The sequence below is a fragment of the Agarilytica rhodophyticola genome (genome assembly GCF_002157225.2).
Taxonomy (GTDB): domain Bacteria; phylum Pseudomonadota; class Gammaproteobacteria; order Pseudomonadales; family Cellvibrionaceae; genus Agarilytica; species Agarilytica rhodophyticola.
In genome coordinates this window covers 3,984,520-4,008,742 of record NZ_CP020038.1, presented here as the reverse complement: position 1 = coordinate 4,008,742, position 24,223 = coordinate 3,984,520, and the positions used below count along the sequence as shown (strand labels likewise).

Annotated in this window: 20 protein-coding genes; 10 read left to right on the top strand and 10 right to left on the bottom strand. The window is 42.8% G+C overall.

Going from position 1 to position 24,223, the window contains the following annotated elements:
- The first annotated feature begins 151 nt into the window (after positions 1–151).
- Positions 152–559, top strand: coding sequence for a RidA family protein (locus tag BVC89_RS16775; protein ID WP_086932294.1), 408 nt, complete (start codon positions 152–154; stop codon positions 557–559).
- A 107-nt stretch (positions 560–666) separates the two neighbouring features.
- Positions 667–1,110, top strand: coding sequence for a hypothetical protein (locus BVC89_RS16770; protein ID WP_086932293.1), 444 nt, complete (start codon positions 667–669; stop codon positions 1,108–1,110).
- On the opposite strand, the gene BVC89_RS16765 is transcribed toward BVC89_RS16770, so the two are convergent.
- The 7 genes from BVC89_RS16765 to BVC89_RS16735 all read right to left on the bottom strand — a co-directional run bounded on the left by BVC89_RS16765 (position 1,107) and on the right by BVC89_RS16735 (position 11,988).
- A complete protein-coding gene (locus BVC89_RS16765) occupies positions 1,107–1,829 on the bottom strand; it encodes an ATP-binding cassette domain-containing protein (RefSeq protein ID WP_216824998.1) in 723 nt (240 codons plus the stop codon). The genes BVC89_RS16770 and BVC89_RS16765 overlap by 4 nt on opposite strands.
- Positions 1,826–3,523 carry an ABC transporter permease gene (locus BVC89_RS16760; protein ID WP_086932292.1) on the bottom strand — a complete coding sequence of 566 codons (1,698 nt, stop codon included), beginning with the start codon at positions 3,521–3,523 and terminating at the stop codon, positions 1,826–1,828. Before BVC89_RS16760 ends, BVC89_RS16765 begins: the two co-directional genes overlap by 4 nt.
- Complete coding sequence (locus BVC89_RS16755) at positions 3,520–4,767, bottom strand: ABC transporter substrate-binding protein (protein ID WP_086932291.1); 1,248 nt, start codon at positions 4,765–4,767, stop codon at positions 3,520–3,522. Before BVC89_RS16755 ends, BVC89_RS16760 begins: the two co-directional genes overlap by 4 nt.
- 109 nt (positions 4,768–4,876) lie before the next feature.
- Positions 4,877–5,956 (bottom strand): radical SAM/SPASM domain-containing protein, encoded by a 1,080-nt coding sequence (locus BVC89_RS16750; RefSeq protein ID WP_216824997.1) that lies wholly within the window; start codon positions 5,954–5,956, stop codon positions 4,877–4,879.
- A gap of 45 nt (positions 5,957–6,001) precedes the next feature.
- Entirely contained in the window at positions 6,002–9,088 is a 3,087-nt protein-coding gene (locus BVC89_RS16745) for a TonB-dependent receptor (protein ID WP_158657994.1), read from the bottom strand.
- Positions 9,089–9,468: 380 nt separating this feature from the next.
- Positions 9,469–11,004, bottom strand: coding sequence for a glycerol-3-phosphate dehydrogenase (gene glpD / locus BVC89_RS16740; protein WP_216824996.1), 1,536 nt, complete (start codon positions 11,002–11,004; stop codon positions 9,469–9,471).
- A gap of 225 nt (positions 11,005–11,229) precedes the next feature.
- The gene (locus BVC89_RS16735; RefSeq protein WP_086932288.1) at positions 11,230–11,988 is read right to left on the bottom strand and encodes a DeoR/GlpR family transcriptional regulator; all 759 of its coding nucleotides are present in this window, start codon (positions 11,986–11,988) and stop codon (positions 11,230–11,232) included.
- A gap of 867 nt (positions 11,989–12,855) precedes the next feature.
- On the opposite strand from BVC89_RS16735, the gene BVC89_RS16730 reads away from it, so the two are divergent.
- The 8 genes from BVC89_RS16730 to BVC89_RS16695 all read left to right on the top strand — a co-directional run bounded on the left by BVC89_RS16730 (position 12,856) and on the right by BVC89_RS16695 (position 21,490).
- A complete protein-coding gene (locus BVC89_RS16730) occupies positions 12,856–13,983 on the top strand; it encodes an ABC transporter ATP-binding protein (protein ID WP_086932287.1) in 1,128 nt (375 codons plus the stop codon).
- Complete coding sequence (locus tag BVC89_RS16725; RefSeq protein ID WP_086932286.1) at positions 13,976–15,076, top strand: ABC transporter ATP-binding protein; 1,101 nt, start codon at positions 13,976–13,978, stop codon at positions 15,074–15,076. The genes BVC89_RS16730 and BVC89_RS16725 overlap by 8 nt, the downstream gene beginning before the upstream one ends.
- Positions 15,073–15,942 carry a carbohydrate ABC transporter permease gene (locus tag BVC89_RS16720; RefSeq protein ID WP_086932285.1) on the top strand — a complete coding sequence of 290 codons (870 nt, stop codon included), beginning with the start codon at positions 15,073–15,075 and terminating at the stop codon, positions 15,940–15,942. Before BVC89_RS16725 ends, BVC89_RS16720 begins: the two co-directional genes overlap by 4 nt.
- Before the next feature lie 8 nt (positions 15,943–15,950).
- Entirely contained in the window at positions 15,951–16,751 is an 801-nt protein-coding gene (locus tag BVC89_RS16715; protein ID WP_086932284.1) for a carbohydrate ABC transporter permease, read from the top strand.
- A gap of 48 nt (positions 16,752–16,799) precedes the next feature.
- The gene (locus BVC89_RS16710; RefSeq protein WP_086932283.1) at positions 16,800–17,075 is read left to right on the top strand and encodes a DUF2160 domain-containing protein; all 276 of its coding nucleotides are present in this window, start codon (positions 16,800–16,802) and stop codon (positions 17,073–17,075) included.
- 51 nt (positions 17,076–17,126) lie between these two features.
- Positions 17,127–18,863 carry an ABC transporter substrate-binding protein gene (locus BVC89_RS16705; protein ID WP_086932282.1) on the top strand — a complete coding sequence of 579 codons (1,737 nt, stop codon included), beginning with the start codon at positions 17,127–17,129 and terminating at the stop codon, positions 18,861–18,863.
- Between the two features lie 674 nt (positions 18,864–19,537).
- Complete coding sequence (locus BVC89_RS16700) at positions 19,538–20,674, top strand: porin (RefSeq protein WP_086932281.1); 1,137 nt, start codon at positions 19,538–19,540, stop codon at positions 20,672–20,674.
- Positions 20,675–20,881: 207 nt separating this feature from the next.
- Positions 20,882–21,490, top strand: a complete 609-nt coding sequence (locus BVC89_RS16695) for a glutathione S-transferase family protein (protein WP_086932280.1) — start codon at positions 20,882–20,884, stop codon at positions 21,488–21,490.
- A 67-nt stretch (positions 21,491–21,557) separates the two neighbouring features.
- On the opposite strand, the gene BVC89_RS16690 is transcribed toward BVC89_RS16695, so the two are convergent.
- From BVC89_RS16690 to BVC89_RS16680, 3 genes are read right to left on the bottom strand one after another with little or no spacing between them, the layout of a single operon-like run.
- Positions 21,558–22,337 carry an isocitrate lyase/PEP mutase family protein gene (locus BVC89_RS16690; RefSeq protein ID WP_086932279.1) on the bottom strand — a complete coding sequence of 260 codons (780 nt, stop codon included), beginning with the start codon at positions 22,335–22,337 and terminating at the stop codon, positions 21,558–21,560.
- A gap of 35 nt (positions 22,338–22,372) precedes the next feature.
- On the bottom strand, positions 22,373–22,825 hold the full coding sequence (locus tag BVC89_RS30580; protein WP_086932278.1) for a methylated-DNA--[protein]-cysteine S-methyltransferase: 453 nt from the start codon (positions 22,823–22,825) through the stop codon (positions 22,373–22,375).
- A gap of 12 nt (positions 22,826–22,837) precedes the next feature.
- Positions 22,838–24,220, bottom strand: coding sequence for an AlkA N-terminal domain-containing protein (locus BVC89_RS16680; protein WP_086932277.1), 1,383 nt, complete (start codon positions 24,218–24,220; stop codon positions 22,838–22,840).
- Positions 24,221–24,223: the final 3 nt, after the last annotated feature.

The following is a 24,223-nucleotide window of genomic DNA, read 5'->3' as shown; positions in this document are numbered from 1 at the left end:
AATACTCAACAAGATTAGCGACGATAGCCTTTTGGCTACTGCTGTCTGACACTTTAAGTCAAATGACTCCGGTGCAAGATAGTGGCTTGCTTGAAACTGAATTGTTCAGCCTTATTTAATAAACTACATTTTTGTTTTTAAGAGGCGCAATATGTCAGTACCCATTGTTCGTGTTAATCCTAATACGCTACCCAACTCCCAGGAAATGGGGTACTCCCAGATTTCAATAGTTGAGCCAGGTCGTATGGCTTATATCTCTGGTCAAGTTGCGTGGCTGCCTGATGATAAACCTGTACCGAGCGATATTGTTGAGCAGATGAAGCTAGTATCTCAAAATGCCCGTTCGGCTTTAGAATCTGTGGGAGCTAAACCTGCGGATGTAGTGATTGCACGGGTATATATGGTGGATTTAACACCCGAGAGACTGGAGCTGTTGATGCCAGAATTTCTGGCGACTTTTGAAGGGGCGCAGCCCTGTGTTACTGGGGTAGGTGTTGCTGCATTGGCCGCACCGGAGCTACAAGTAGAGATGGAATTGGTGGTAAGGTTGCCTGATTAGTCTAAAACTAGAAAGTCTTAAGTAACGTTGTAATGCTAAACCAGGAGTGGTCGAAATCTATAAAGAGGCTATAGTTTATTTGAGGTAGAGGATTATAAGGCTAGAGTATGAAAGATGAACCCGATTGGTGGGAGCTAACGCTAAGGTTGCATGAACAATCACATTTTTACTGGAAATCAATTGTACTAATACCCGTAACAATTGTTGGTTGGGCGCTTCTGGCACAGCAATCGATCGGGCTGGAAGTGGCCACTATCCTTTGTTCACTACTTGCTATTGTACTGTCCTTTTTCACGCAAGGCTTGCTACGACTCTACAATTTATTTAGAGCCTCTCTTGATGAGTATGTATTACAAGCCCAGCGCCTAAACCGTAATGGGCCTTTTTCTAACAATGCAGCCAATATTAAACTACTTGCCAACTACCAAATTATTTTATTGAGCCTAAGCTTATATATTATTTGTGTGTGCGCAATTTTATTTAAAGCGGGTATGTTAGAGCCCCTTGAAACACCTGTTATTACACCTGCCGTCAAATCATTTTCTGTTTAGTTCGATTGGCTCAAATTTTCAAGGTTTAATATTTTTCCACTAGCCGCTTTGGCATCTTCTTGGTCATGGGTGACCATGATACAAGGAAGATTCCTATCGATAATTTCAGCGAAGGTAAATTCACGCATTTGTTGGCGCAGTGTTGTATCCAATTTTGAGAAAGGTTCATCTAATAGAATAGCATCTGGCTCGGCCAGCAGAGTTCTCATCAATGCCACCCGTGCTCTTTCCCCGCCAGACAAAGTAGCTGGATCTTTTTTGCTGTACCCCGCAAGTCCAGCGTCTTGTAATGCAGTTTCGATACGATCTTTACGCTCTGATCCTCGAATTTTTGAAGTCAGTCCAAAACCTAAATTTTCACCCACCGATAGATGGGGAAACAATAAAGCATCTTGAAACAACACGCCTATCTTTCGCGTTTCTGGTGGTTGTTCGGTAATATCTTGGCCATGTAAAAAGATCTTTCCTTGTGCACGAACGTCATCGGCCAATGTTCCCGACAGAAAAGCAAGTAAGGTGGATTTCCCTGTACCGCTTGGACCCATAATCGTTAATATTTCTCCTGTTGCCACACAGAAACTGAGATCCTCGAAAAGAACACGATTATTAATCGTCGCACTAGTATGTTTAACTTCAATACCTACATTACTCATGGCTTTACCATCGTTTTTATTTCGATGATTAACATGTGCACTACTATGATTGTCGATGGCAGTCACGATAACTTTCCTGAAAGAGCGCGCCTGTGGCGAAAAATAATTTTGGGAATACGGTGTGCGATTTCAAGTACTAGCAGTGGCAATACCACCAACAATACCATCATCACAGCCACACTTCTTCTATCGCCACCAGAAGCTAAAGCAATACTTTCTGTGATTAAAGTAGGCAGACGCCCAGCAGAAGCCACTAAGGTTGGCAAGTAAAGAGAGACAGAAATCAACACACATAAAGCTGCGGCAGTAAAAATGGGCGCTGTGAGCAATGGCAAAGAGACTCTAAAGAATGTCGCCCATGGGCCTAAACCTAAGACGCGGGCACTTATTAATAGCCGTGGATCTATGGCCTTATGGGGGCCTGCCAGTGTTAGCCATGCGTAGGGTAGGCAATATATAAGGTGTGCCCACAAGACAGTTAGCCATTGACCATCCATCCGCCAAGTAGACCAGGCGACATTGAGGCCAAAGATAATTGTGGCTTCGGGTATAAACAAAGGTAAGAATAAGGCGATATTCAGCAGCATGCGAAAGCGCGGCCTGGCGGCACTCGCTTGCAAACCAACTAATGCCAATGTCGGTGCAATAATAGCGCAAGCTATACCAAGACTAAGGGTGTTGATAGCAACATCTTGTAGGACGAAACTACTACGGGCCCAGACCTTGAGTGTCCATTGGGTGGGTAAAATATCGGGAAAGCGCCAACCTTCAATAAAAGCGGTTAATCCAAGGCCTAGCAGGGCGACAACAGTACAATACAGTACGAAAGAAGTTGCTTGGGCAAATACTGTTGCGATAACGGGCAGAGTACTATTACGCTTGCCGCGCAGAGCGCTATAGCGTACTAAATGAGAACATGCATATTCCCCCAGGCGCCATAGGGCAAAGGCGATGATGACGCAGAGGGCGAGCGCAATGGCGCCAGCGGCAAGTGGGAGTCGTGCCGCTAGATCTGGATCGTTAAACCACTGTAATAAACGAACGGCCAGTGTGGCAGGTATGGTAGGGCCTAAAATTAAAGCTTGCTCTATAGTTGTGGTAGCAAAGGCTAACGCTGCAAAAATAGGCAAGCGAATGCGTGTATAGAGTTGAGGCGTAACAACCATCAGCCAGCTCTTTATACGTCCATAACCGAGACTGGCTGCCTGAGCGAGCATAGGGCTTGGATTCGTATCGCGCGCCGCGATGGCACTGACTGCTATGAGAAAGGGCGTTTCCTTCAAAATAAGTCCCAATATAAGCGCCAGGCCATTGCTATCACCAGGAAAAAGATAATCCAGGGGTGTGGTTAAATTGGCCACCGGGCTGATCAAGCGCATTAAGAAACCTGAAGGTGAGAGTAAAAAGATCAGGCTTAAAGCCACCGCTACGTGGGGCGTCGCCAGTAATAAGCGGCTGATACTTTCGGCGTGTATAAAACGCTTTTTGCCCCATAGGCTTGCCAGCAAACTTTGTGACATTACAAAGGCACAAAACGTGGATATCAAGCCCACTGATAGGGATAGAAATAGCGAAAACCCTATCCCTGGCGCCTGCAAGAATAGCTGCCATGCTTGCAGGCTGGGTCCGAATCTATTGATTGCTGGCAAGTGCCCGAAGGCGGGCGCCAAAATACCCAGCAAACCTAGTATCACTGTGCCGGCCGTTATCGACAATAAGCCAACACATGTTAGCAACGATAGCTTTGAGCGCTGTCTCATTGGGCGTAACGTTTTGCCCACTGATTTTCAAGTTGTCGCAACCATGAGGGGTGAGGCTCTTGGTAGACATAGCTGTCGCTGCCATCACTGATTTTAAGTTCAACCGTTGCCAGAGTGCCCGCTACTGCTTTATCGCGAAATAGTTTTTGCTCTGCCGGCGCTAAACGTTCAAGACTTAGGACTGCGGCATCTCCCCAAACATGAATGTCTGCTTTGCGTGCCTGCGCCGCGGGTGATAATAAAAAGTTGATAACTACCCGAGCACCTTCACTGGCACTGGCATTGGCCGCAATGGCAAGAAAATGAGTATTGCCAAGACTACCACTGTCTAGGCCATAGCTTTTCACTGTATCTGGCAATAGACCTGAAGCAATAGCACTTAGAGCATCTGATGGGTTAAACGATAAGGTAATATCAAGTTCACCATCGGCTAACAATTGGCGCTGGGCAGGTCCAGTACGCGGGAATGTTTTACCTTTGCGCCATAAATGTGGATGCAGTTTATCCAGGTAGGAAAATAGCGGTGCCGTCGCTCGCTGGAATGTTGCATCGTCAGGTGTTTCACTAAACTGGATATCTTTTGGAGCTAAACTGAGCATTGCCTGCTTTAAGAAAGATGAGCCGGTAAAGTTAGGGGGCGCCGGGTAGGTAAACCTTGCCGGGTTCTGCTGCGCCCATGCAAGTAGCGCCGGATAAGTGCGTGGAGGCTTAGCAATTCTCTGGCTGTCATAGATAAAGACAAATAAAGATCGACCCCATGGCGCTTCCAAACCTTCTACAGGAATAGTGAAGTCGGTGGTTAATGATGGATTGTTGGCAAAATCAATAAATTTCGAAGAAGGCAGCTGCTCAACAAAAGGACCAAACAACATATTGTTTTCCTTCAGCGAAGCAAAGTTTTCGCCGTTGATCCACATTAAATCTACCGAGCCTCCCTGTATTCTTCCTGCAGATTTTTCTGCCAGTATCCGGCTCACCGCTTCGGCAGTATCTTGCAATTTAACGTGCTTTAATGTGATGCCATATTGTTGGTTAACCTGTTCAGCGACCCACTGGATATAGGCATTTATTTTTTCATCGCCCGCCCAAGCATTCCAATATACGCTCTGCCCACGCGCTGTATCCACTACCTCTTGCCACGGCGCCGTATGGCTGACTACTGTTCTTTCTTTGCCATCATCGTTGCTGCTTTTACTGCAACTGGCTAGCAATAATACTAGGGAAAAAAGTAAGACCGCTTTCATGCTAACTGCCACACTGTAAGACGTAATGTAGGAACCGGTACGAGGGATTATCTGCATAGTTAAAAACACATTATTTGAGAACTGTTTGAGCATATTAAAGCGTATGCTTCTACTGTACCAAAGTAATAGGAGATTGCAGCGCTGCCAAGCGCTGGCGGCGCAGTTCAAGAAGCTCTGGCCCTAGCACCTGCTGATGAAAATTGTCGCAGCCAATACAGAGGTTGCGGTAAGGTTTGCCTGTCGGCGTTTGAGTTTCACAGGCATTTAAAAAATTTTCCACACTCCATCCTCGTTGCAAGCCCATGCGCTCGGGCGTACCCGCGACTAACGCTTCGTATACCGGATGTCCAATCAAACTATCGAGAATGCCGATAAGAGGTTCTTCTGTAAGGTTGCCAATGGGGAATTTAGTTTTCATGCAGCAGGGAAAAACATCGCCGTTGGGATCGATAGAAACTTCTGAACCTGAATATTGATGATTTAAAAAGTTTTTTGCGCCTGCCCATTCAGCGCAAAAGTTATCGCTAATATCTGCCGAGGAAAGGCCGTTCTCCCATGCACGGCCTCGGGGCCATAGTTTGCCGATCCATTCATCTGGAGTAGCGCCGAAGAAGTGATACAATGGGCCGTCCTCGTCCCCCCAGGAAACATTGTCTGAATTGTCGGCTTGCCAACCCGATGGGTTTATCCCAGCGGCTGCAAACCACTGTTTTAGTTTGGCAATTAAAGGTAGGCGCTTATCCCCCTCAAGGCCTACGTGATAGTCGTCCATGCCGGCGATGGAAATCATCCAGACGCCTCGTTTAAGAAGCTGCTCAATAATTTCCTCTGTAACGAGGTCGCCTGTGGTTTGTACGATCACTTTAATACCACCTGCGCCATAGCGTTGCTGCAAACGTTCGAGCACAGGGTAGAGCACTTGTTGACGCACCGGCTCAAGTAGAACTTCTCCACCGGCCAAAATAATACGCCCAGTTTTCTCCTGATAACCGCCCCCGGCAAGTGGCGCGGCTAAATCTCGGTAGGTCATAGTTTCTGGTAGGTTGTCGATAATCCTAGGGAAGTTAGCCACACTTTCAGCAACGACTTTCTTTAATTCATCTCGAATATAGGGACGAAAATTTGTTTCGTAACAGTGCTTACAGCGACGATGACACGCCCAGTTCATCACATAGTAAATCGATTCCAAGCTAACTTCCCTCACTCATTCATGAACATATTTTACAGGTAAAAATTAAAAATTGTATTTCGCCGAAAACTGGAAAGTACGTGGTGACGCTGCACTGTTCTGTACTCTGGATTCACCGAATACCTGAATCTGATTTGATGCAGTAAAGTTCACCGGGAAACCACTCTCATTATTAGTATTGAGCAGATTGAAGAAGTCTGCACGGACTTCAAGTGAGCCAGAACCCAAATCTTCAAAGATGTAACCGGCGCCTAAATCCAGAGTATATGACCAGGGAAGTCGGTCGGAGTTGCGCGAAACTCCAGGAAATCGGTCCGGGTTACCAGTGAATTGGTCAGCAAAAGATAAGCCATCACCATTGATATCACTGGTGCCAAAGGTAGTGGCGTTGGGCACCAGGTTAATGGGTTGTCCTGATTGGATGATGGCCGCGAGGCTGACCGTTAAATGCTCGATAGGAAAGAAATTAATATTCGACACAATCACATGTGTTCGGTCGTTTAACGACGGGCCGAAATCGGCAGCAAAGTTGTTGGAGTCATTAGCACGGAAGTTGATATCATCGGTATCGTTCTCTAGACGTGACAGTGTATAAAAGATACTGGCATCGTAGAAGTTATCCCCTTGTGCTTTCTGTGCTTTGAAAATAAGTGCGCGATAACGCGACCGGCCACCGGTATCAGAAACAATAATCGAACGAGCGCCACCTTCTGGTATGACGCCATTGGGGCCGGCGGCAGGGCGGGTTAGGTTGGCAGCGGTGGCGGAGCGCACCAGTGACAAGTCCTCCCGTTGTTGTGGCGTTAGTGCTGCTACGCCATCAAGTCCTAGATTGTCAAAGGCCGCCTGATTGAAAACAAAAGGCTCCGGTGCATTGAGGTCGACCAAACGTAAGAGATTACGTCCACGAGAATACTGCCAGTCCACGCCCAGCAGCCAGTCATCGTTTGCTTGCCACTCAACTCCCAGGCTCACTTGCAGAGCTTCAGGGTTTTCCAGGCCAGAAGGGTTAAAGATGCGTCGCTCTGTATTGGTTAACAGATCAGCTTCATTGGCAAATGTAGTAGGGTCGGGGCAGTTGAATAGACTTGTGCATTGTGCTGCTGCATTAATGGCCTGGTTGCCTTCACCGGTAGTGATTTCATCAAGGTTGGTGCTATTGGGTAATATGCCTCTGTCAATTAATGTTTGCAGCTGTGCACGAAACCCTGCGGAATCCGAGTTCTGTTGAATGGCATCGGATATTACAGCATAGGGTATCTTCTCGATAAAGAGACCAACACCACCGCGTACGGCGACTGTTTCTGTGGGGGTGAAGTTAAAGCCAAAGCGCGGTGCAAAGTTATCGTAATCACCACTGCCACCAATACTGGTGAGGTTATCGTAATCCCAGCGCAAGCCTAGAGTAAGGCTTAAGTTATCCGTGGTTTGCCATTGATCTTCCAAAAACACACTGTGCACACGTTGGGTGGTACCAAAGGCGTTAGGCTGTGTTTCAAAGCTAGCGCTGATAATATTTGCGTCCGCGGGTAAGTCATTTGTCGATAAGCCCGGTCCGATGTTTTGCAGAGCAGCCAGTTGTTGATCTGTCAGTGAGACCGCAAAATTGCCATTAACATTGCCACCGCCGAATAGATCAAAGTCGGCCACGACCAGATCTGTACCAAACTTGATACGGTGTTGGCCAATATCAAAAGTGAATTTATGCTGTGTTTGAAAGGTTTTTTCCGTGGAATCAAAAATAAAGCCCGGATGACCTAGCACGGCAATGGGCGCTGACTGATCGGCACCACCAAACACACTTGCCTGCGGTCCAGGGCCATTTAAAGGCTCGCCAAAATCCCAATTAAAACGGCTGTACTGAAAAGAACCCACATAGTCGAAATAATCCGTGGAAAACGTATTAGTTAGTGCGATATTCGTGGATAAACGGTCTTGCACACTGCCGGCACTTGGGAACGTGACACCGCCATCGAGACCACCACCTTGACGTTCTAATTCCACATGACCGTGGTTGATGCGCAAAGACGTGCGCAGCTGTGAATTCCAATTGTGATCGAGGCGGCCGGTGATTAGGATTTGTTCGTTAGTGCCCTCCAAGGTGCTATTCACATTAAGCAGGGGGGCACTTAATATATTGTCGGTCTCGTCTAGCACATACTCAGCATTAAGAAAAAAGAAGGTCTGGTTTCTTACAATCGGGCCGCTTACAGTAAAGCCGCCTTGGTAGCGATCAAAAGAGTCAGATACCGGGGCACCAAATAGCGAGGTTTGGTTAGACTCGGGGTCAGCAGATAAAAAACCGCCGGGGCGTGTGACAAAAAATATTTCACTTTTTACCTCATTGCCACCGGATGGCGTGGTGACGTTAACCACACCATTGGCGGTGCGTCCATATTCAACAGAATAGGAACTGGATAATACGGTGACATCCTGCACTGCGCCCACGGGTACCGGAAATTTCTGGCCACCTAAAAAGTTTTCGTTATTGTCTAAGCCGTCAATAGTGTAATTGGTAAAAAGCGCATTAGCGCCGTTAATGGCAACCGACGGCGCTTCTCCAAAAAAACCGGTAGATTGGGTTACACTGGGCAAGCGAAATAATAGTCTTTCTAAACTGCGCGCCTCGACGGGTAATAATTTAATTTGTTCGGCAGACAGTGTCGCTGACACTTCAGCGTTGGAGGTATTTAACAAAGCACCTGAACGACTACCTGTGACGATGACTTCGTCGTCTACTTGACTGCTATCGCGAAGGTTTAATTTGAGGGTGATGTTTGACTGAAATTCCGAGCGTAAACGCACATTATCCGAGATAGTAGAAACATAGTTTTCATTGCCCTGTGCATGCAGTCGCCAGGCTCCACCGGTGGCTAAGCCACCAAAACGTACCCGTCCTTGAGCGTCAGAGACTCCAATAAATGATGCGCCTGTGGCAGAGTTTTCGGCTCGCACTGTAATATTAGCGATAGCTTTGCCATCAGCACCAATGACCCTTGCTTCCATAGAAGACTGTGCTGCAGCGATGTGTGTGTATAGCGCTAATGCGCCTATTAATGTTGTCTTGATATTGCCAGTAACTACTCGTTTAACCATGCGCCTAACCGCAGTGTTTGTTGTCAAAATTCCCATTAATAAAAATATCCTCATGAAAAAGCTATCTGCAAGTGGAAAGCTTGCGTGTTAATTCATAATTGATTTGGTAGTTGTCGTAAAAGTGGAGTTCGAGACTTTTTTGGCCGGGTATTGTTACGAAAAAATCATCCCAAGTTATAACTTTTTTAATAAATATTTAATATTTGAGTCTTGAGGTTGATTGCTTTTTAAACTTCTGGGCGGTTTTTATTCAAGAAACTCCATGTGATTTCGCAAAGCAAGTATAGGGAGGTGGGGTAAAGGAGGGTAAACTATCTGTCTTAATATTTTACCTTGTAGTCTAATGCAGGATAACTGATGCTGGGCTATTCGATCCCAGTAGGAATGGAATCAAATAGCGGGCTAATGGTTTCTTTCTAAGACGCTTTCTTGCACTCAGAGCCAGACGCATTTAGAAATGTGCCTAGCTGTTCTTTCTCCAAGGCGCTTAGTCGCAATCCTAATTTACTTCTGCGCCAAATAACATCGTCGACCGTGTGCGCCCATTCTCGATCAATAAGATACTCAACTTCACGCTGATAGAGCCCACAGCCAAAATGCTGTCCCATATCTTCAACGCTAATACATCCATGCAAAATGGTTTTGGATAAGGTGCCGTAACTGCGCACGTAACGAGTGAGCAGAGAGCTATCTAGCCATGGATAAGTTTTATGCAGCTGCGCAAACAATATCTCCTGATCTTTAAAATCGCCACCAGGTAGAACGTTTGTTTTGGTCTTGCTGGCGGTCATTTGGGGGAAAAACTGATTGATCTTATTTCCCGCGGCTTCAGCCAGTTTGCGATAAGTGGTGATTTTGCCTCCAAATACAGACAGTAGAGGAGGGGTTTTATCTGCGTGATCTACCTCTAGTGTGTAATCGCGAGTGATGGCTTGAGCGTCTGACGATTCATCATCTAATAACGGCCTTACACCAGAGTATGTATGGACAATATCATCACGACAAATTTTGTGTTTGAAGTTTTGATTAGTGACGTCAATCAAATAACTGATTTCTTCCTCTGAGATCTGGACTTGAGATGGGTCTCCTTTTATCTCCACATCCGTGGTACCAATCAAAGAAAAATTGTCTTCATAAGGAATAACAAACACAATGCGATTATCTTCATTTTGCAAAATGTACGCTTGCTCTTGATCGTGTAATTTAGGCACCACAATATGGCTGCCTTTGATTAAACGAACGTTTTGCGGAGCTTTGACATCGACCACGCCGTCAAATAAGTCTGCTACCCATGGCCCTGCCGCATTGACTAGCATTTTACAGCGTGTTTCTGTCACTTGCTGGGTGATGTTATCTCTCAGCTGTACCAACCAGCAGTCTTGTTCCCTTTTAGCGCTGATACAGCTAGTTCTCGTCAGAATATCTGCCCCATTGTCCCTAGCCGCCATGGCGTTAAGTACTACTAACCGCGCATCATCAACCCATGCATCTGAGTATTCAAAGCCTTTTTTTACCTCGTCTACAAGAGGACTGTCGGGGCCAAAGGCGACACCTTTTGACTTTTTTAAGGTGGTCAGTTTGCTCAGATTGTCATATAAAAATAGGCCCGCCAATATCATCCAGCGCGGTCTTAGGTGAGGCCTATGAGGCAGTCTAAAACGCAGCGGCCATATAATATGAGGTGCATTGCCAATCAGTACTTCGCGTTCTTTCAGTGCTTCTCTGACCAGACGAAATTCATAGTGTTCCAGATAGCGAAGACCACCGTGAATAAGCTTGCTACTGTTAGAAGAGGTATGGGAGGCGAGATCATTTTGCTCGCAAAGGAGGACATTTAAGCCGCGGCCGGATGCATCGTGTGCAATACCACAACCATTGACACCACCGCCGACCACAATCAAGTCATACATATTCATAGGCATCACTATTGGTAAGTTATTCTGTGGCTGCATAAGCACTGGCTCCACTTGAGATTTGAGCCTTGCCAGCAGCTGAGCCTTGTTGGGTGCTTCCTTCAGTTCGCCACCTAACAAGAGCAAGGTAGTATGAATATAAGTTGAGTAAGGAATAAAATCAACAAAAAAGAAAAAAAGAGAACATTTCGGCGTAGGGGATGATCAAACACGTTCGTATTTGACATCTTGTGGGCATGTTAAGCGAACACTTGCGAATGGTGACTAGGTTTTATGCAACTGAACACCGTTGGTTTCTAACAGGGTTTTGATATTTTTAGAGGGATCAAAATCGGTGAAAAAATGGTGCGCCTCATTGATATTCCCTAATCGTATCATGGCATTGCGACCGAATTTTGTCTGATCCGCAGCCAGTAACACTTGCCGAGAATTTCGAATGATACTGCGCGACACTTTTACTTCTCTATAATCGTAATCGAGTAAAGAGCCATTATCATCAATACCGCTGATGCCTATAATGCCGAAATCCATTTGAAATTGATCGATAAATTCCACGGTAGATTCACCAATGATGCCGCCGTCGTTATTTCGCACTTCACCACCTGCAACAATAATAGAGCAAGACTCATTTTCACTTAGAATAGAGGCAACGTGTATGTTATTGGTTACGACTTTAAGGTTTTTATGATGCAGTAAAGCCTGGGCGACAGCCTCAGTAGTTGTACCAATATTAATGAACAGCGATGAATTATCAGGAATTAACTGTACCAATTTTTTAGCGATGTTATTTTTCGCTTGTTGATTGGTCACTTTCCTTTTGGAATACTCCGTATTAACTGTGCTCAGACCTAAACATGCTCCTCCATGATGGCGGGTAATGGCATTGGTCTTTGCTAAAGTATTAAGATCGCGTCGTATCGTTTGGGGCGTAACTTTAAAGTGTTCAACCAATTCATCAATGGATACAAAATTACGTTCTTGTATCAACTGCAGTATCTGACTGTGGCGATAGGTTTGATTCATATCGGAATAGTTCTATTTTATTTATCTATTTGTTATTCGCATTATTCTTCGTATTTTAGCGGAAATTCTTTTTTTTGTCATAAAAGTATATTTTGCCGGCAACAGGCATTGAGGCGGGCAACTCATATTGGTTGATATTCAAAATTGCTCACTAGTAACAGGCGGTTCTCTCATCGATATTGCTAACCGAGATTAGTAGGATGCGGCGCAGCAATATGACAAGTGCATTGCCGTCTAGTTTATGCGCCAGTTTATATCGCAGTCGCATAAAATTGTATATGTGCTGCTTTATTGACTCAATGTTTGTCCGGTTGTCATAAATTTTGTCTGTTTACAAGAATTTACATGGCTATAAGACATTTTTTAAGCCAAAAGTCCACTATGATAATTTTTCCAGATATGATTTAATCCGAAAATAAGTGAAAAATAACTACATAATAAAATGTGTCATCACTATCTTCTGGGCGGGTACTTTCGGGTTGTGGCGCAATACTATAATTTTTGTCGCGATTTCAGTTTGCTTGAGCGCAACTACATCATAGTGTGTCCTTAAGACGGTCTTAATTATCATGTGGTATCGGCATTATTATATTCACCTGTTAAATAAATTTAAAATATATGACATCTTAGAACTGTGGTTTAAGTAGTGGATTCCTGATGATTTTTTTGATGCGTAAAGTTTAATAACTAAATTAAATCGTCTGCTTTTAGGTTTCCTAAAAATTTTGGCAGATTAGTTTTGGTAATGACATTTAATTTGGTTGTAGCATTCAACATTTAAATAGAGCTGTGACTTTTAAAGTGTAAAGCGAGTTGTGGCGCTAGAGTATGTAACATCGCTTCGTCTAGAAAAAGAGCAATATCATTATGTCGCTAACCTTAAGTAATATCTCCTATATTGTCGATGGTGAGAAGTATATCGACGATATTAATATCACCTTTACGGCGGGATCATTTAATGTACTTTTGGGGCGAACATTAGCAGGTAAAACTTCTTTAATGAGGTTAATTGCAGGCTTAGATAAGCCCAGCAGTGGCAGCATATTCATGGACGGCGTAGATGTGACTAATATACCTGTGCAAAAACGTAATATTGCTATGGTCTACCAACAATTTATTAATTACCCCAATCTTACAGTATTTGAAAATATTGCTTCCCCCCTACGCATTGCCGGCTTTGATCGAAAAATTATTAATGATCGTGTTAAAGAAATAGCTCAAATGTTACATATTGAGCCATTTTTAGAGCGTCGACCTCTGGAGCTTTCCGGCGGGCAGCAACAGAGAACTGCGATGGCGAGAGCTTTAATAAAAAAAGGGGGGGTGATTTTATTTGATGAGCCACTGGTAAATTTGGATTACAAATTACGAGAGCAGTTGCGTATCGAACTGCGCGAGCTATTTAAGACCCAAAATACTATAGCTATTTATGCCAGTACCGAACCTAATGAGGCACTTGCTTTAGGCGGCTCGACTACTTTGATGCACGAGGGGAAGGCAATTCAGAATGGTCCAGTAGAAGAGGTGTACTATTTTCCCAATAGCATTGTGGCTGCCGAGTTATTTGGTGAGCCCCCGATCAATATTTTAGCGCTCACCATAAATGATTGTCTTGGTCATATTAATGATAGCACTGCTGTAAATTTTCAAAAGATGATTGGTATGAGGGATCTTAGCAATGGCCAATATAAGCTAGGCATTCGTCCTCATCATATTAGTACCGTGCAGCAGTCTGATGATGATATTGCCATGGATGTATCTATTGATGTGGCAGAAATTAGTGGTTCTGAAACTTTTTTACATATGACATCAGCTGTTGGGTCTATAGTGGCTCAATTACCAGGTGTTCATAGCTTTCATACCGATACGCCGATAAAAATATTCTTTCCTGTTAGCAAGTTATATATTTTTGATTTAAGCGGCAATATGATCCACTCACCACAGTACCTTAATTCATTGACAAATAGTCATCATAATCGGATTAATTATGGCTGAAATACAATTACAAAATTTGGCTCACAGTTATCTCGATAACCCACAACAAGCCCAAGACTATGCCATTCGTCAAATGAATCATGTATGGCGACAAGGAGGTGCTTATGCTCTGCTAGGGCCTTCTGGTTGTGGCAAAAGTACCTTGTTAAATATTATCTCCGGTTTATTGCAGCCATCCGAAGGGACGATATTGTTTGATGATAAAGAAGTTAATCACTTATCACCCGACAAACGCAATATTGCACAGGTTTTTCAGTTTCCTATAGTTTATGACTCTATGACCGTATACGACAACTTAGCGTTTCCATTGCGTAACTTAAAATATAACAAAGCGCGTATAGATGAAAAGGTGAGGGAGGTTGCGGAGATTTTAGACTTAGAGGCGTCATTGAACCGTAGAGCGACGAATTTAAGTGCTGACGAAAAACAGAAAGTATCCATGGGGCGGGGGCTAGTAAGAGATGATGTTTCGGCAATCTTATTCGACGAACCCTTAACTGTTATCGATCCTCATTTGAAGTGGAAGTTACGCAGAAAGCTAAAGCAAATACATGAAAAATTTAATATCACTATGGTCTACGTAACTCATGACCAGCTTGAAGCTTCGACCTTTGCCGATCAGATAGCCCTTATGTATCAAGGTCAAATCGTACAGTTCGGAACACCTCAAGAATTATTTGAAAATCCCGCCCACACTTTTGTCGGTTATTTTATCGGCAGCCCAGGAATGAATATTATTGAGGTGTCATTAATAGATAATGCTCTCGCTTTTGATAAGCAAACAATAACGCTTGATAGCAAGACCATTGATGCACTTAATGCTTGTCAATCAGATAATATTAAAGTGGGTATTCGTCCTGAATTTGTTGAACTTGCACGTGAGGCGTCTTCTGATACCTATTGTTGTTCACTCGATGATGTAGAAAACTTAGGGACATACAAAATTCTAACACTAGGGTTAGGACATGAAAAAATTAAAGTGAGAATTAGCGAAGATGAGTCAATGCCTGCCGATAAAGTGCATATCCGCTTCCCCAAGCAATGGTTAAAAATTTATGTGGACGAATATCTTTTTAAGGAGCAGCAGGCATGATCCCTAAAGTTCACAATAATAGAGCTTGGTTCTTGATTTTACCTGTGCTGTTGCTTGTTGCATTTTCAGCACTAATTCCGTTAATGACGGTCGTTAATTATTCAGTGCAAGATATTTTTGAGCAGAATAGTGCTTACTATGTTGGCGCAGAATGGTACAGAGAGGTGTTGCGAGATCCTCGCTTACAAGCTTCTTTATGGCGGCAGTTTATATTTTCTGGGAGTGTTTTGTTGATTGAGATACCCCTGGGAATTTTAGTCGCTTTAATGATGCCTGAAAAAGGACGTATGGCTTCTATTTGCCTTATCGTTTTAGCCATGCCATTGCTGATTCCATGGAATGTAGTTGGTACGATATGGCAAATTTTTGGCCGTGCCGACATTGGTCTGATGGGGGCTTTTTTGGTGGGTATTGGGCTTGACTATAACTATGCTTCAAACCCCGTAGATGCTTGGTTTACAGTGTTATTAATGGATGTTTGGCATTGGACTTCTCTGGTTGCTTTACTGTGCTATTCCGGCTTGCGTTCAATCCCCAGTGCCTATTACCAAGCTGCTCGAATCGACCAAGCATCTTCCTGGTCTATCTTTCGTTATATTCAATTACCTAAGCTCAAAAGCGTATTGGTTATTGCCGTACTACTGCGTTTTATGGATAGCTTTATGATCTATGCCGAACCCTTTGTTCTGACCGGAGGTGGGCCTGGTAATTCTACGACTTTTTTGAGTCAAACCTTAACTAAGATGGCGATTGGTCAGTTTGATTTGGGGCCGGCTGCGGCCTTCTCTCTAATTTATTTTCTTATTGTATTATTGGTGTCTTGGTTGTTCTTCACCACGATTACTCACTTAGATAGCAGACATTAGTTAGCATTATGAATAAGCGTAAAATCATAGGCATTAGCCTTTATCTAGTTTTTATTATTTTGCCTATTTATTGGCTGCTCATTATGTCATTTAAAAGCAATGAAGAAATATTGGGACAGTTAAGCTACTGGCCACAAAATTTCTCATTGGATAATTATGCAACGATATTTTCCGATCCTAGTTGGTATATGGGATATGTGAATTCAATGATCTATGTGTTGATGAATGTAGTGATTACGTTGGTGACGGCTTTGCCTGCTGCTTATGCTTTTAGTCGCTATCGTTTTTTGGGTGATAAACCGCTCTTCTTCTGGTTGTTAACTAATAAGATGGCGCCACCTGCTGTGTTCCTACTGCCATTTTTTCAGTTATATTCGGCGGTAAATTTGTTCGATACTCATATAGCTGTGGCGTTGGCACATTGCTTATTTAGTGTACCCTTGGCTGTTTGGATATTAGAGGGTTTTATGTCAGCAATACCAAGAGAGATTGACGAGACAGCCTATATTGACGGCTACAGCTTCCCGCATTTTTTTATCAAAATATTTCTTCCAATGATTCGCTCAGCGATTGGCGTAACGGCGTTTTTCTCGTTTATGTTTTCCTGGGTTGAGTTGCTTATGGCGAGGACATTAACCTCGGTAAATGCCAAGCCCATAGGCGCTATTATGACACGCACAGTTGGCGCTGCAGGTGTAGACTGGGGCTTGTTATCTGCAGCCGGAGTTCTAACCATTATTCCAGGGTGTTTAGTGGTATGGTTTGTACGGCATCATATTGCCAAGGGTTTTGCCTTAGGTCGTGTGTAACTAGGCCTATCTCTATATTAATGCTAATTATAAAAAGGTGAGAAAAAAATGGCGTGGATGGCTTGGTCTAAGGTAACAGCCTTATTTTTTATCGGGATAGGGGGCATTTTAATTGTGATGACTATTGCCCAAATTAAATCGCCAACTATTGCTCGCAAGGGTTTCTTGCCTTTTATCGCCACGACTCGGGGGGATCGTCTGTTCATCGGCTTGTTAGGTAGCGCTTATATCCATTTAATTTTTCTCGCAGTTAGTGATGCTTCCATATGGATTGCTTTTGTCATTTCTATACTGTGGTTGATCATTGTTTTACGCTGGGGCTAGAAAAATGTGTCGGCACTAGTCGGTGTATTTTCAATTACAAAAAGGTTAGTTATGAAACGTAATACTAGATACAAATCGTCGGTTTTTATATCGGCAATTTCAGCTATTATATTAAGTTCAAGTGCTTTGGTGGAAGCAGATCAGTACTCCGATGCGGCGAAAAAATGGCTGGAGAAAGAGTTTACTGTATCCACCCTAAGTAAAGATGAACAGTTAAAAGAGATGGCTTGGTTTGCCAATGCTGCAAAAGACTTTCGCGGTATGGAAATTAATGTGGTTTCTGAAACTATTGCCACTCATGAATATGAATCTAAAGTACTGGCTAAAGCGTTTACAGATATTACCGGTATCAAAGTCACACATGACCTTATTCAAGAGGGTGATGTGGTTGAAAAATTGCAAACTCAAATGCAGTCTGGACGTAATATTTATGATGGCTGGGTTAATGATTCGGATTTAATCGGTACCCATTTTCGTTACGGAAAAGTTATTGCTATATCGGACATGATGGCTGATGAAGCAAAGAATTTAACCTTGCCTAGTCTTGATCTAGATGATTTTATTGGTATTAGCTTTACCACAGGTCCGGACGGAAAAATCTACCAATTACCGGATCAACAATTTGCTAATTTGTATTGGTTTCGTGCGGATTGGTTCGAGCGTCCACAATTAAAAAAACAGTTTAAAGAAAAATACGGCTATGAGCTTGGTGTTCCAGTAAACTGGTCCGCCTACGAAGATATTGCCAAATTTTTCTCGGAAGATGTAAAAAACCTTGATGGTAAGCGCATATACGGTCATATGGATTATGGCAAAAAGGACCCTTCCCTAGGGTGGCGCTACACTGATGCTTGGTTTTCAATGGCCGGTGCCGGGGATAAAGGAATACCCAACGGTTTGCCGGTGGATGAATGGGGGATCCGCGTAGAAGGCTGTCGTCCCGTTGGCTCTAGTGTTTCACGCGGTGGCGCTACCAATGGCCCCGCTGCGGTGTTTGCTACCACCAAATATGTCGATTGGTTGCGTAAGTATGCACCTCCACAAGCACAAGGGATGACTTTTGGCGAAGCTGGGCCAGTGCCAGGGCAGGGTAATATTGCTCAGCAAATTTTCTGGTATACCGCATTTACAGCAGCATTGACAGAAGAGAGTCTAGCTGTTGTCAACGACGATGGCACGCCAAAATGGCGAATGGCGCCATCTCCCAAAGGACCTTATTGGGAAGAAGGAATGAAATTGGGGTATCAAGATGCAGGCTCATGGACATTTCTCAAATCTACGCCTAAAAAACGTCGCCTCGCTGCTTGGCTATATGCACAATTTACTGTGGCTAAAACAGTATCCTTAAAAAAAACCTTAGTCGGGCTGACTCCCATTCGCGAATCTGATATTAATTCTCAAGCGATGACAGAAGCTGCTCCTAAACTGGGTGGTTTAGTGGAGTTTTATCGAAGTCCTGCACGTTTACAGTGGTCGCCTACTGGTACCAACGTTCCAGATTATCCTAAGCTGGCTCAACTTTGGTGGCAATATATTGCTGAGGCTGCAAGTGGAGAGTCCACACCTCAGGAGGCTCTGGATGGTTTGGCGAAAGCGCAGGATAAAGTGTTGCGACGTTTGCAAAGAGCCAATGTGCAAGGTGACTGTGGGCCGAAACTCAATCCTGAAAAAGGTCGTGATTATTGGCTTAAACAACCTGGAGCACCTAAGCCTCAACTTGCTAATGAAAAACCTCCAGGGCAAACGATCGCCTATGACGAACTATTAAAAAGCTGGCAACAGAAATAGCACTTTTAATTTGTTGGAGTCGTTTTATAGCTTATACCTTCTAAGTTATGAAGCGACTTCTAAATGCTGCAAACACTTCTCCACTTGTTGTCTTTTTCTATACATTATGAATACAAATGTTAATCAATAATGTAAAAATTTAAATAAAATATGTTCTGTGTCGCAAGATTAAAATGTGCAGTTTTTTGGTCTGTTTCTTTTTGTTTCTTAAACCCTTTCTATCGCTATCTTTTATTCTAATTATTTTAAAGCTCTTCTTGGCATTTAAAATAATTTAATTCTATTAGTAAGTTAGTCTTTTTAAAGTCTATGCTTATACATAAGTTGTATGTTGTTGTTTTTTTGTTTTTAAAATGCATGAGCTACGCTGAACTTCTCGCTTCGCACCGTTGGGAAATTGTCCAATCTTATCTTTATACGTTATTTAACTTGGCAACATATATAATATGGCTATCTTTTGATTTGTAATATTATGCCGGCCTTTATTTTTCTCTTACGTATTATTCTTTAATTTTTAAATAAAAATGTAGCCATTACATTTTTATTTAAAAACTATGTGCGGGTCTAATAAAAACCTTGAGCCTGTTGGCAGGTGTTAAATCGTCACTAGAATTTGATTGTTCACATTCTAGTAGGTTTGTATTTGTGTTAATTTATAATTATTGAGTTATACAATGAAAAAAGATTCATCAAAAAAGATAGCTGCAATTTGTGAAATTGCATTTTTTGTTACTTGCTTTTCAAGTTCAGTAAATGCGATAGAATTTAATTTAAGTGAAGGTTGGAAAGGGGATGTGGGGTTGCAGTTGCAAACTTTTCTTGCTGACATTGAAGATAATGTGTCTGGTGAGTCTAGCACCAGAGTTATATCAGGTTTTGACCCTTCAAAATTAACTATTGGTGTGACTGCACCTGAGTATGAAGGTGTTACGCTCTCCGGCAATTTTCAAATAGCGCAAGCTATTAATGGAGCAAAGGAAACGGGCGATAATACGTTTAATCGTGCTAATGGTGGTCAATTTCAGGTACGTATTGCCCAGTTATCTGTTGCAGGTGATTTCGGTACTTTTAAATTTGGACGGGGATGGGGCATTTTTGGTGCAAGCTCCATGCTTCACAATAGTAGTGGTTTACCTGGCGTTGGTAGAAGTGCGCCTATTGATGCCTACGGCGGAAGTGCTGGACGTATTGATTATGGCTATTATTTCCCTGATTTTCATGCAGGCGTTCAATACGAATCTCCCAGTTTCTCTGGCCTATCATTTCGTGTAGGTGTTTCTGATCCCATTGATGTAAAAGATCGTTCTGATCAAAATTCTAATACTGATACTGTTGTAACACGTGCTGAAGACCTGCGCCTTGAAGCTGAGGTAAATTATAAAAGCGAAATCTTTGATGCTTGGTTCAGTGTTGTTGATGCAAGTACTGAGGGTGAAGAAAAGCAAAGTGGTTTTGATGTGGGGAGTGAATTGCGTCTTGGGCCTGCTGCAATTACAGCTGCTTTTAGTGATGGAGAAGGTATTAAGTGTTGTGTTCCCAGCACCGACGAATTACGTCAATGGTATGTTGAAGCCGATGTCACGTTCGGGAAAACTACTTATGGTGTGAGCTATGGTGAAAATGAGATTTCCGATGCAAATGATGTGGATATCTCTGATGGGGAACTAACGGTTTTATTTGTACATTATCAACTAACACCACAAATGACTGTCATTGGGGAATGGAATAATGAAACAGTATCACCGGCTAACGGCGGTGACGATACAACAGATCGTGATACCTTGGCACTGGGTGTTAATTGGCAATTTTAAGTAAGAAGTGATGGCATAGTCGCTGATTATAAAATATTAGGATGTATTCTGGGGTGTTATCAAGAATTACTGTGGCCAAGTTGGGCATCTAAATAGTAGGATGTTAGCAGTATTTTCTGCTGTTGTTTGCTTGGTGCCTGTCCATACTTATTGAACAGGCGCCAACGTATAAACAGTTATTCATTCATAGCAAGGTTACGAAGAATTATGATAACAGTTCATCATTTAAATCAGTCGCGTTCAAAACGTGTACTGTGGTTATTAGAAGAGCTACACATGCCTTATAAGGTGGTTGAGCATCAGCGCGATGCCGCCACTCGCCTGGCGCCCGAGAGTTTAAAAGCTATTCATCCTCTAGCCAAAGCCCCGATTATCGTTGATGGTGATATTACTTTATGTGAATCAGGTGCTGTGGTTGAGTATATTTTAAACCAAGATGAGCAAAAGCGCTTACGTCCCGAGCTGACTGACCCTGAATATTATGCCTATCTTGAATGGTCACACTTTGCTGAGGGATCTCTAGCAATGCCGATCATTGCTGCTTTATTTATGAACATGGAAGAGCGAGATGGTAAGCAAGCGATGGATATGTATATGAAAAAAGAAGCAATGCTTGACTTTTCTTACATCGAGTCGACCCTTGCTGAGCGAGAATATTTCGCCGGTAAAAATTTTACTGCGGCAGATATTATGATGACGATCGTATTAGAGTTTGCAAACTATTCTGGCTTAATTAAAGAGAAACCCCATACGCTTGCATATTTAGAAAAAATGCAAGCCAGGCCAGCTTATCAAAAAGCAGCGAGTTACGGTTAATACTGTATTTCATCTCCATCTGCTTTTTTACTAGGTAATGACTGTCATATATAGAGCTGAAGTTTTATCATGCTTCGGCTTTGTATAGCATATCAGTCTTCTTCTGTTCTAATAAGTGCTTTGCAGTATCGCTTATAAATGCCGTATTCGCATCTGCTAAAGCGTTACCAATACTAAAGCGTCTTACTCCTAGCTGATATAAAGTATCTGCATCCGTTAAACCGGGTAAGGACATAACATTGAGGGGGACGTTTATGGCAGCGGCTAATGCGCGAATTTCCTCACTGCTTTGTATCCCGGGAACGAAAATTCCGTCGGCACCACTTTCAATATAGTGTTTTGATCGTTCCAGTGTGTCTTCGTATGTATAGTAGCCTTGTAAATAAGTATCGATACGCGCGTTAACAAAAAAATCTTTATAGCCTTGATTATCTAAACGATGTTTTATCTGATTGAGCAACTCCGCTTGATCACATATATTTTTTAAACCTGTTTTATTGCCTTTAAACGAATCTTCAATATTTATACCGGTCACACCAAGGTCAGCAAGGCGTATAACATGTTCTATAATTTTGTAGTTTTCTTCAGAGTAGCCCGATTCAATATCAACGCTTACTGGCAGGGTAACGGCAGAAGTAATAGCTTTGACCATTTTATATAAAGCGCTGAAAGAGATATTTTCTCCATCTTTGTACCCAAGGTAATCTGCGATACCTGCACTGCTGGTTGCAATTGCTTGAAATCCTACCTTTTCTATAATACGTGCCGAATGAGTATCCCACACATTGGCTAATAGTAAGAGGTGTTCCTGTGCATGCATTTTTTTGAAGCTTAACAATTTATTCATAGCTAATCCTTATATTATAAACTTTAATGCGAGTTCTAATTTTGTTTTTCATGTTCTAACAGCCATGCCTTGCGCTCCAGACCACCAGAATAACCTGTTAACAAACCATTGCTACCGATAATACGATGACAAGGAACGACGATGGCAATAGGGTTTTTCCCATTCGCAGCGCCAACAGCTCTCATTGCTTTGGGCCTGTTTATCATCATCGCAATATCGCGGTAAGAAGCGATTTTGCCGTAAGGTATCTGTAGTAGGGATGCCCAAGTTGCCTTTTGAAAATCTGTTCCCTGCGCAGCCAAAGGAAAATCAAAAACTTTTCGTTTTTTATTAAAGTATTCTTTTAGTTGTTGTTTACATCGATCTGTTATGGCATTTTTATAGGTTTTTTTTCTATTTTCTTTTATGAACTGTATTTTGGTGACTCCTTCATCATTGGCATTAATTTCGATATTGCCAATGGGGGAAGCCATAGTATCGATAAACATTTCTTTATTCTCTTAATTGGTATTAATAGATGCTAAATGCCAAAGTTGTAGGGTTAGGTAACTTCGCCATGGTGAAGCTAAATCACTATTGATAATATCTTCCCCTAAATTGGCCATCGTTTTTTTTATCACCAGGTCGGTGTTCAAAAAAATGTCTGGATTACTCAGACCTCTTAGCTGAGCGTAGTTAATAGTCCAGGGGCCAATACCTTTGATTTGTGCCCAATTATCCGGCTGATCGAAATGTTTATTTGTTAAATAGCCTTGACTAAAATCTCTCAGTGTACGCTTGCGGGATTCTGGGATTTTTAAAAAATCAAAGTCGCTAGTTGCTAATGACTCAGCGCGAGGAAAAATTTTGTGGCTCTTATACTCTTCTCCTAAACTGTTAACTATTTGAGAAAGAAGTTTATGGGCAGCGCTAAGCGAAACTTGTTGCCCAAGGATAGCCCTAATACCTGCTTCGAATACACTCCAAACACCCGGCAGACGCAAGCCTTTTTTCCAGTTAACATTTGCCGGAAAATGATGAGCAAAATCCTCTTCAATAGCTTGTATATCCACATCTAAGTCGAGGATACGACGAATATTGTTAACGATAGATTTGAGATTCGATAATTCATCAACGTCGATGGTCACCTTGAAGTTATTGTCTGCAGCCATATGCCTAGCTGTAAAACATCCTTTACTTCCCATCCATGTAAAACTGCGGCCGTAGCTATCGTCGCTTGTCCACTCAAGGGATGGGGCGGCTCTACGTGTTAAGAAGTCACGCATTGATGGCCAGTCATAGGGTGGACGGTAAGATAGGTGTAGTTGTAATGTATTGGCATTTATCTTTTCTGTCTTGCGAACCTGGGAAGGAGTTAAATTTAGTTGTGATGAAAAACAGTCATTAAAGCGTCGAATACTGTTGAAACCGCTAGCTAACGCCACTTGCGTGATAGGTAATTGGGTTTGGTGTAGTAGTTGTTTTGCAAATAAACATTGCTGATATAAAGAGTAAGCTTTTGGTGATATTCCTAGATGCTTATTAAAGAGTTGGCGTAGGTAGCGATCGCTGATACCTAAGCGTTCTGCTAGTGAATTCATCGATGCTTCATGCAATGCGCCTTGATCAATAAGTTTTATTGCTCTTTCCAATGTGGTGTTCACACCTTTCCACACAGGGGAGTCCGGCGCACTATCGGGGCGACAGCGTAAGCATGGTCTGTAACCGGCATTTGCAGCATCAATGGCTTTCGCGTAGTAAACGACATTCTCTTCTTTCGGAGCCACCGCTGGGCAAATTGATCGGCAGTAGATGCCTGTGGTTTTTACTGCTGTAAAAAACTTACCATCAAAACGAGGGTCGCGAGATAATCTCGCTTTTGAACATGTCTTTGGGCTATACATCAA